Source organism: Mesorhizobium sp. M7A.F.Ca.ET.027.03.2.1, from assembly GCF_003999175.1.
GTDB lineage: Bacteria > Pseudomonadota > Alphaproteobacteria > Rhizobiales > Rhizobiaceae > Mesorhizobium.
Genome location: NZ_RZOM01001396.1, coordinates 1 through 1,240 on the forward strand (window position 1 = coordinate 1; position 1,240 = coordinate 1,240).

The 1,240-nt window shown below is 59.1% G+C and carries 1 protein-coding gene and 1 pseudogene; both read left to right on the forward strand.

What is annotated here, in order from left to right; all coding sequences use genetic code 11:
* The first annotated feature begins 173 nt into the window (after positions 1-173).
* The gene (locus EN750_RS35000) at positions 174-1,040 is read left to right on the forward strand and encodes a sugar ABC transporter permease (RefSeq protein WP_127399326.1); all 867 of its coding nucleotides are present in this window, start codon (positions 174-176) and stop codon (positions 1,038-1,040) included.
* A 2-nt stretch (positions 1,041-1,042) separates the two neighbouring features.
* A pseudogene (locus tag EN750_RS35005) lies at positions 1,043-1,240 on the forward strand (carbohydrate ABC transporter permease); the annotation flags it as partial.

Below are 1,240 nucleotides of genomic sequence, written 5' to 3' on the forward strand. Positions count from 1 at the left end.
CTCCCGGTCTATGAACTGCAGGCAAAGGAGTTCACCGGCTACTGGTCCGGCCAGCAGAGCCTCGAGGATGCGCTCGCCCACACCAAGGCGGGCATGCAGGACCTTCTCAAGAAATGAACCATTTGCCGGACGCCGGGTCGAGGCCCGGTGTCCGGCGCGTTTGGCGGATCGACATGGCCCTTGTGACACGTGCCGAAGGCAGGATGTATCTGACGCCGCTGGTCGGCTTCCTGCTTCTGTTCCTCGGCTTTCCGGCGATCGTCAATCTGATCTATTCCGTTTCGACCGTCACATTCGAGACCTTGCGCAGTCCGGTGTTGAGCGGTTTCGGTAACTATGTCGCGGTGTTGAACGACCGCGAATTCTGGAGCTCGGCCTGGTTCTCGCTGCGCTTCGGTATTCTTACCGCATCGGCGGAATGTCTGATCGGCCTTTTCCTTGCCATCTTCCTGGCGCCGCTTCTGAGCAAGCGTCCAGTCCTGATGGCGCCGTTGATGCTGCCGCTGATGGTCGCACCGGCCATGGTCGGTCTCATGTACCGGCTGGTGCTGCATGAATTCGCGGGCCCCGTCCCCTACTATCTCTTCGAATGGTTTGGCGACAGCCCGGCCTTCCTCGACATCGACAATGCCTTCCGCACCCTTGTCGTCGTGGAGACGCTACAATGGACGCCTTTCGCCTTCCTGCTCTTCTACATGGCCTATTCGGCCATACCGCTCGACGTGCGCGAAGCCTCCTCGCTCGATGGCGCATCACCGTTTGAGATCGTCCGCTGGATCGATCTGCCCTTGATGAAGCCGACGCTGGTCATCGCGTTTTTCATCCGTTTCATCGACGGTTTCCGGGTGTTCGACAATGTCTATGCGCTGACCGGCAGTGGCGCTGGCGGTTCAACGACGTCCTTGTCGATCTACATCTATCAGGCCTTCTTCAAGGAAGGGGCTATCGGCAAGGCGGTCGCCGCTTCGGTTATCCTGTTCCTGGCGTCGTTCATCGTTCTCCACGGCCTTAACCGGCTTGCCGGCCGCAGGAAGCGTTGACGATGGTCAGGGCACTGCGCTGGATCGTTTTTGCCATCGCCGTGCTGGCGATGAATTTCCCCATTATCGTGACGCTGATCACATCGCTCAAAAGCCAGCGCGAGCTTTCGACGAACCCCGGTTTGTGGATCAGCCAACCGACGCTCGACAACTATCTGGAGGTTCTGACGCAGACCAGCCGCTTCAACATCTATGCCTAC

Excerpts from the sequence above, each read along its gene's own strand:
- EN750_RS35000 (WP_127399326.1), top strand. The coding sequence starts at position 174 with ATGGCCCTTGTGACACGTGCCGAAGGCAGGATGTATCTGACGCCGCTG.